The sequence below is a fragment of the Mycolicibacterium arseniciresistens genome (assembly GCF_030519285.1).
Lineage (GTDB): Bacteria > Actinomycetota > Actinomycetes > Mycobacteriales > Mycobacteriaceae > Mycobacterium > Mycobacterium arseniciresistens.
In genome coordinates this window covers 1-5593 of the sequence record NZ_JAUMSQ010000398.1, presented here as the reverse complement: position 1 = coordinate 5593, position 5593 = coordinate 1, and the positions used below count along the sequence as shown (strand labels likewise).

Below are 5593 nucleotides of genomic sequence, written 5' to 3'. Positions count from 1 at the left end.
GTGGGCGGTCCCCACCGGGTGGCGGCTGGGGGAGGCGGCGCCGACGACCGTGCGCCTGCACGCCGGCCACCGCACCGATCACGTCCACATCACCGGCACCCCCGACAGCGCGGTGGTCGCGATCGAGGACGGGCCGGCGCGATCGCTGTCCGCCGCGCTCGACGGTGACCGGCTCGTCGTCACCGTCGACGGGCTGCGCGCCGAGTACGTGGTGGCCGCCGCCGACGGCCGCATCTGGTTGGCCGGCGCAGGGCGTATCGCCGTCGTCGACGAGGTGCCCGAGGAGCCGGTGCGGCCCGACGAGGCCCACAGCGGCGACGCCGAATTGACCAGCCCGATGCCGGGATCGGTTGTGGCGGTAGGGGTTTCCGACGGCGCGACCGTCGCGGCAGGCGCCGTGGTGGTCACCGTCGAGGCGATGAAGATGGAACACGCGCTGACGTCCCCGGTCGACGGCGCGGTCGAACTGCTTGTCGCCGTGGGCGACCAGGTCAAGGTGGGCCAGCTGCTGGCCCGCATCACCGCGGAGGAGAGCTGATCATGGGTGACTTTCTGTCGACCGGCACACTGCCGGACCACTACGAGCAACTGGCCAAGACGGTCCGCGACTTCGCCCAGGGTGTGGTCGCGCCGGTCGCCGCCAAACACGACGAGGAGCACTCGTTCCCGTACGAGGTCGTCGCCGGGATGGCCGACATGGGCCTGTTCGGCCTGCCGTTCCCCGAGGAGTACGGCGGCATGGGCGGCGACTACTTCGCGCTCTGCCTCGCGCTGGAGGAGCTCGGCAAGATCGACCAGAGCGTGGCGATCACCCTCGAGGCCGGGGTGTCGCTCGGCGCGATGCCGGTGTACCGGTTCGGCTCCGAGGAGCAGAAGCAGGAGTGGCTGCCGCTGCTGGCCAGCGGCAAGGCGCTCGGCGCCTTCGGGCTGACCGAGGCGGGCGGCGGCACCGACGCGGGCGCCACCAGGACCACCGCCAAGCTCGACGACGGGCACTGGGTGATCAACGGCTCCAAGCAGTTCATCACCAACTCCGGCACCGACATCACCAAACTGGTGACCGTCACCGCGGTCACCGGTGAACGCGACGGCAAGAAGGAGATCTCGGCGATCCTGGTGCCGGTGCCCACCCAGGGCTTCACCGCCGAACCGGCGTACAACAAGGTCGGCTGGAACGCCTCGGACACCCACCCGCTGAGCTTCGACGACGTCCGCGTCCCGCAGGAGAACCTGTTGGGCGAGCAGGGCCGCGGATACGCCAACTTCCTGCGCATCCTCGACGAGGGCCGGATCGCGATCGCGGCGCTGTCGGTCGGCGCCGCCCAGGGTTGCGTCGACGAATGCGTCAAGTACGCCAAGGAGCGCCAAGCGTTCGGTGCGGCGATCGGCACGTACCAGGCCATCTCGTTCAAGATCGCACGGATGGAGGCCCGCGCCCACGCCGCCCGCGCCGCCTACTACGACGCGGCGGCACTCATGTTGTCGGGCAAGCCGTTCAAGAAGGCGGCCGCCGTGGCCAAACTGGTCGCCAGCGAGGCGGCGATGGACAACGCCCGCGACGCCACCCAGGTGTTCGGCGGGTACGGCTACATGAACGAGTACCCGGTGGCGCGGCACTACCGCGACAGCAAGATCCTCGAGATCGGCGAGGGCACAACCGAAGTACAGCTGATGCTGATCGCGCGGGAGGCGGGTCTGTGAGCGAGGCGAAGCGGGTCGTCGTCCAGCGGGGGCTGTGGTTCGAGGAGTTCGAGACCGGCGTGCTCTACCAGCACCGTCCCGGCCGCACCATCACCGAGGCCGACAACGTGCTGTTCACCACGCTGACGATGAACACCCAGGCGCTGCACCTGGATGCCGCGTTCTCCGATGCGCTGCCGCCGTTCAACCAGCGACTGGTGAACTCGATGTTCACCCTCTCCACGCTCGTCGGGCTCTCGGTGGCCCAGCTGACGCAGGGCACCATCGTCGGCAACCTCGGATTCGGCGAGGTGGCGTTCCCGAAACCGCTGTTCCACGGTGACACGCTCTACGCCGAGACCGAGGTGACCGACAAGCGCGAGTCGAAGAGCCGCCCGGGGGAGGGCATCGTCACCTTCTCCCACGTCGCCCGTAACCAGCACGGCGACGTGGTGGCGACCGCGTCGCGGAAGACCATGGTGCGCAAGCTTCCCGAGGCGGACGCCTGATGGCGCTGGGAACCAACGGCCCCGGCTGGCTGTTCTGCCCGGCCGACCGGCCCGAGCGCTTCGAGAAGGCCGCCGCCGCAGCCGATGTCGTGATCCTCGATCTGGAGGACGGCGTCGCGGCGAAGGACCGGGAGGCGGCGCGCAAGGCGCTGCTCGACACCCGCCTCGACCCGGACCGGACCGTGGTGCGGGTCAACCCGGTGACCACGCCGGACCACGCGCTCGACATGACGACCCTGGCGCAGACCGGCTACACCACGATCATGCTCGCGAAGACCGAGTCCGCCGAGCAGGTGCGCTCACTCGCACCGTTCGACGTCATCGTGCTCGTTGAGACCCCGCTGGGCGCCCTGGCCGTCACGGAGACCGCGCGTGTCGACAACGCCTACGCCGTCATGTGGGGCGCCGAGGACCTGTTCGCCGTCACCGGCGGCACGTCCAACCGCTGGCCCGACGGCAGCTACCGCGACGTGGCCCGGCACGTGCGGTCGCAGAGCCTGCTCGCCGCCAAGGCGTGGGGCCGGATCGCGCTGGACTCGGTGTACCTCGACATCAAGGACCTCGACGGACTGCGGGCCGAGAGCGACGACGCCGTCGCGGTCGGGTTCGACGCCAAGGTCGCCATCCACCCCAGCCAGGTCGCGGTCATCCGGGCGGCCTACGCGCCCACCGAGGAGCAGGTGGACTGGGCGCGGCGGGTCCTCGACACCGCGCGCAGCGAACGCGGGGTCTTCCAGTTCGAGGGGCAGATGGTGGATTCGCCGGTGTTGCGGCGGGCCGAGCGCATCGTCGCGTTGGCACCCCGCAGCTGAGTCCCGGCGCCGCGGCGGCGGGTCGGCCTGCGGACACCCGCTTCAGGGGCATACTGGAAGGTGCCCCGATACGGAGCGAGCAGTGCGCATCGTCGCGCCGGCGCCATACCCTGGCCGCCGGCCGACAGGCCTCACACCCGAGGTCCTGCTCTGCCCGCCTCGTACCGAGCACCTCAGTCGCCTGACGGCGCGACCCGCCGCCAGTGACCCCAGGAGGCGGTATGGCCGGGTTCGTCGAACCGATTCGACTGGTGGCGCCCGACGGCGCGCCCACCGACGAGGCCCGGTACCGAAGAGACCTCCCGCCCGAGACCCTGGCCTGGCTCTACGAGTCCATGGTCGTCACCCGCGAGGTCGACACCGAACTCGTCAACCTGCAGCGCCAGGGCGAGCTCGCACTCTTCGCGTCCTGCCGCGGCCAGGAGGCCGCACAGGTCGGCGCCGCCGCGTGTCTGCGCAAGACCGACTGGCTCTTCCCCCAGTACCGCGAACTCGGTGTCTTCCTCGTCCGCGGCATCCCCCCGGGCGACGTCGCAGCCGTGTGGCGCGGCCGCTGGCACGGCGGCCTCGGCTTCACCAGCAGGTGCTGCGCGCCGATCGCCATCCCCATCGGCACCCAGGGTCTGCACGCGGTCGGGGCGGCGATGGCCGCGCAGCGGCTCGGCGAGGACTCCGTCACCGTCGCGTTCCTCGGCGACGGCGCCACCTCCACCGGTGATGCGCACGAGGCGCTCAACCTCGCCGCGGTGTTCGGCGCGCCCGTCGTGTTCTTCGTCCAGAACAACCAGTGGGCCATCTCGGTGCCGGAGCGACGACAGCACGCCGCCCCGTCGCTCGCGCACCGCGCCGAGGGCTACGGCATGCCCGCGGTGCGGGTGGACGGCAACGACGTGCTGGCCTGCTTCGCGGTGACGGCCGAGGCCGCGCGGCGGGCCCGCGAGGGCGGCGGGCCGACGTTCGTCGAGGCGCTCACCTACCGGATGGGCCCGCACACCACCTCCGACGACCCGCGGCGCTACCGCACCGACGGCGAGGTCGACACCTGGCGGGCGCGCGACCCCGTCGACCGCTACCGGCGCTACCTGCAGGCCACCGGGGTGTGGTCCGACCGCCTCGACCAGCGGGTGGCGCACCGGTCGCAGCGCCTGCGGGCCGAACTCCGGCAGTCGGTGCTCGACACACCCGACATGGACGTCGCCGAGGTGTTCGACACCGTCTACCACGACATCACGCCCGACCTGATGCGCCAGCGCGACGAGCTGACCGCCGAACTCGCGAAGGAGGGATGAGATGACCCAGACCATCGAACGGCCCGCGGCCAACGGCGGTGACGACGTCCCCCGGCCGATGCTGAGCACCGTGCGCACCGACACCGAGTCGACCATGGCGCGGGCGGTGAACCGCGCGCTGCACGACGCGCTGGCCGCCGACGACCGGGTGCTGGTGTTCGGCGAGGATGTCGCAACCCTCGGCGGCGTGTTCCGGGTGACCGAGGGGCTGGCCGAGACCTTCGGTGAGCAACGGTGTTTCGACACCCCGCTGGCCGAGTCGGCGATCATCGGCATCGCCGTCGGGCTGGCCATCCGCGGGTTCGTGCCCGTGCCCGAGATCCAGTTCGACGGGTTCGCGGCGCCGGCGTTCGACCAGATCGTCAGCCATCTGGCCAAGTACCGCATGCGCACGCACGGCGAGGTGGACATGCCGGTCACCGTGCGGATTCCGTCCTTCGGCGGAATCGGTGCGGTGGAACACCATTCGGAGTCCACCGAGAGCTACTGGCTGCACACCGCCGGGCTGAAGGTGGTGGTGCCCGCCACGCCGTCGGACGCCTACTGGCTGCTGCGCCATGCCATCGCCTGCCCGGATCCGGTGATCTACCTCGAGCCCAAACGCCGCTACTGGGAACGCGGTCCCGTGGACACCACGGTGCCCGGACCGCCGATCGGGAAGGCCGTGATCCGCAGGCCCGGTGCCGACGTGACGGTGGTGACCTACGGTTCCCTGGTGGCGACGGCAACCCGCGCCGCCGAACTCGCCGCCGACCGCTACGGCTGGGACCTCGAGGTCGTCGACCTGCGGTCGCTGAACCCGCTCGACTTCGACACCGTGGCAGAGTCGGTGCGCCGGACCGGCCGCGCCGTGGTCATGCACGAGGGCCCGCGCACACTGGGATTCGGCGCCGAACTGGCGGCGCGCATCCAGGAGGACCTGTTCTACGACCTGGAGGCCCCGGTGTTGCGGGCCACCGGCTTCGACACCCCGTATCCACCCGCCCGGCTGGAGAAGCTGTGGCTGCCCGGGCCGGACCGGTTGCTCGACTGCGTCGAGAAGGCGATGACGCGGCCATGACCACCACCGTTCGCGACTTCGCGGTGCCCGATCTGGGGGAGGGGCTCGCCGACGCCACCGTCACCGCGTGGCACGTCGCGGTCGGCGACGACGTCGAACTCAACCAGACACTGTGCACGGTCGAGACCAACAAGGCCGAGGTCGAGATCCCCAGCCCGTACGCGGGCCGCATCGTCGCCCTCGGCGGCGCCGCCGGGGACACCCTCGACGTGGGCGCGCCGCTGGTGCGGATCGAGACCGCCG

General features: G+C 71.2%; 7 protein-coding genes. All 7 read left to right on the top strand.

Features of this window, described 5'->3' with window-relative positions; all coding sequences use genetic code 11:
• Positions 1-538, top strand: a 538-nt coding sequence (locus Q2100_RS29190; RefSeq protein ID WP_302916838.1) for a biotin/lipoyl-containing protein, incomplete at its 5' end; no start/stop codon positions are given.
• 2 nt (positions 539-540) lie between these two features.
• Complete coding sequence (locus tag Q2100_RS29185) at positions 541-1701, top strand: acyl-CoA dehydrogenase family protein (RefSeq protein ID WP_302916837.1); 1161 nt, start codon at positions 541-543, stop codon at positions 1699-1701.
• A complete protein-coding gene (locus Q2100_RS29180; protein ID WP_302916836.1) occupies positions 1698-2189 on the top strand; it encodes a MaoC family dehydratase in 492 nt (163 codons plus the stop codon). The genes Q2100_RS29185 and Q2100_RS29180 overlap by 4 nt, the downstream gene beginning before the upstream one ends.
• Positions 2189-3001 carry an HpcH/HpaI aldolase/citrate lyase family protein gene (locus tag Q2100_RS29175; RefSeq protein WP_264015483.1) on the top strand — a complete coding sequence of 271 codons (813 nt, stop codon included), beginning with the start codon at positions 2189-2191 and terminating at the stop codon, positions 2999-3001. Before Q2100_RS29180 ends, Q2100_RS29175 begins: the two co-directional genes overlap by 1 nt.
• 221 nt (positions 3002-3222) lie before the next feature.
• Positions 3223-4290 carry a pyruvate dehydrogenase (acetyl-transferring) E1 component subunit alpha gene (gene pdhA / locus Q2100_RS29170; protein ID WP_269893433.1) on the top strand — a complete coding sequence of 356 codons (1068 nt, stop codon included), beginning with the start codon at positions 3223-3225 and terminating at the stop codon, positions 4288-4290.
• 1 nt (position 4291) lies between these two features.
• Positions 4292-5350 carry an alpha-ketoacid dehydrogenase subunit beta gene (locus Q2100_RS29165; RefSeq protein WP_407667714.1) on the top strand — a complete coding sequence of 353 codons (1059 nt, stop codon included), beginning with the start codon at positions 4292-4294 and terminating at the stop codon, positions 5348-5350.
• Positions 5347-5593 (top strand): biotin/lipoyl-containing protein (locus tag Q2100_RS29160; RefSeq protein ID WP_302916835.1); only part of this gene is annotated, 247 nt, incomplete at its 3' end. The genes Q2100_RS29165 and Q2100_RS29160, both read left to right, overlap by 4 nt.

Bases quoted from the DNA above. Each gene is read 5' to 3' on its own strand.
- Q2100_RS29175 (WP_264015483.1), top strand. From the start codon at position 2,189: ATGGCGCTGGGAACCAACGGCCCCGGCTGGCTGTTCTGCCCGGCCGAC.
- Q2100_RS29185 (WP_302916837.1), top strand. From the start codon at position 541: ATGGGTGACTTTCTGTCGACCGGCACACTGCCGGACCACTACGAGCAA.
- Q2100_RS29165 (WP_407667714.1), top strand. From the start codon at position 4,292: ATGACCCAGACCATCGAACGGCCCGCGGCCAACGGCGGTGACGACGTC.
- pdhA (WP_269893433.1), top strand. From the start codon at position 3,223: ATGGCCGGGTTCGTCGAACCGATTCGACTGGTGGCGCCCGACGGCGCG.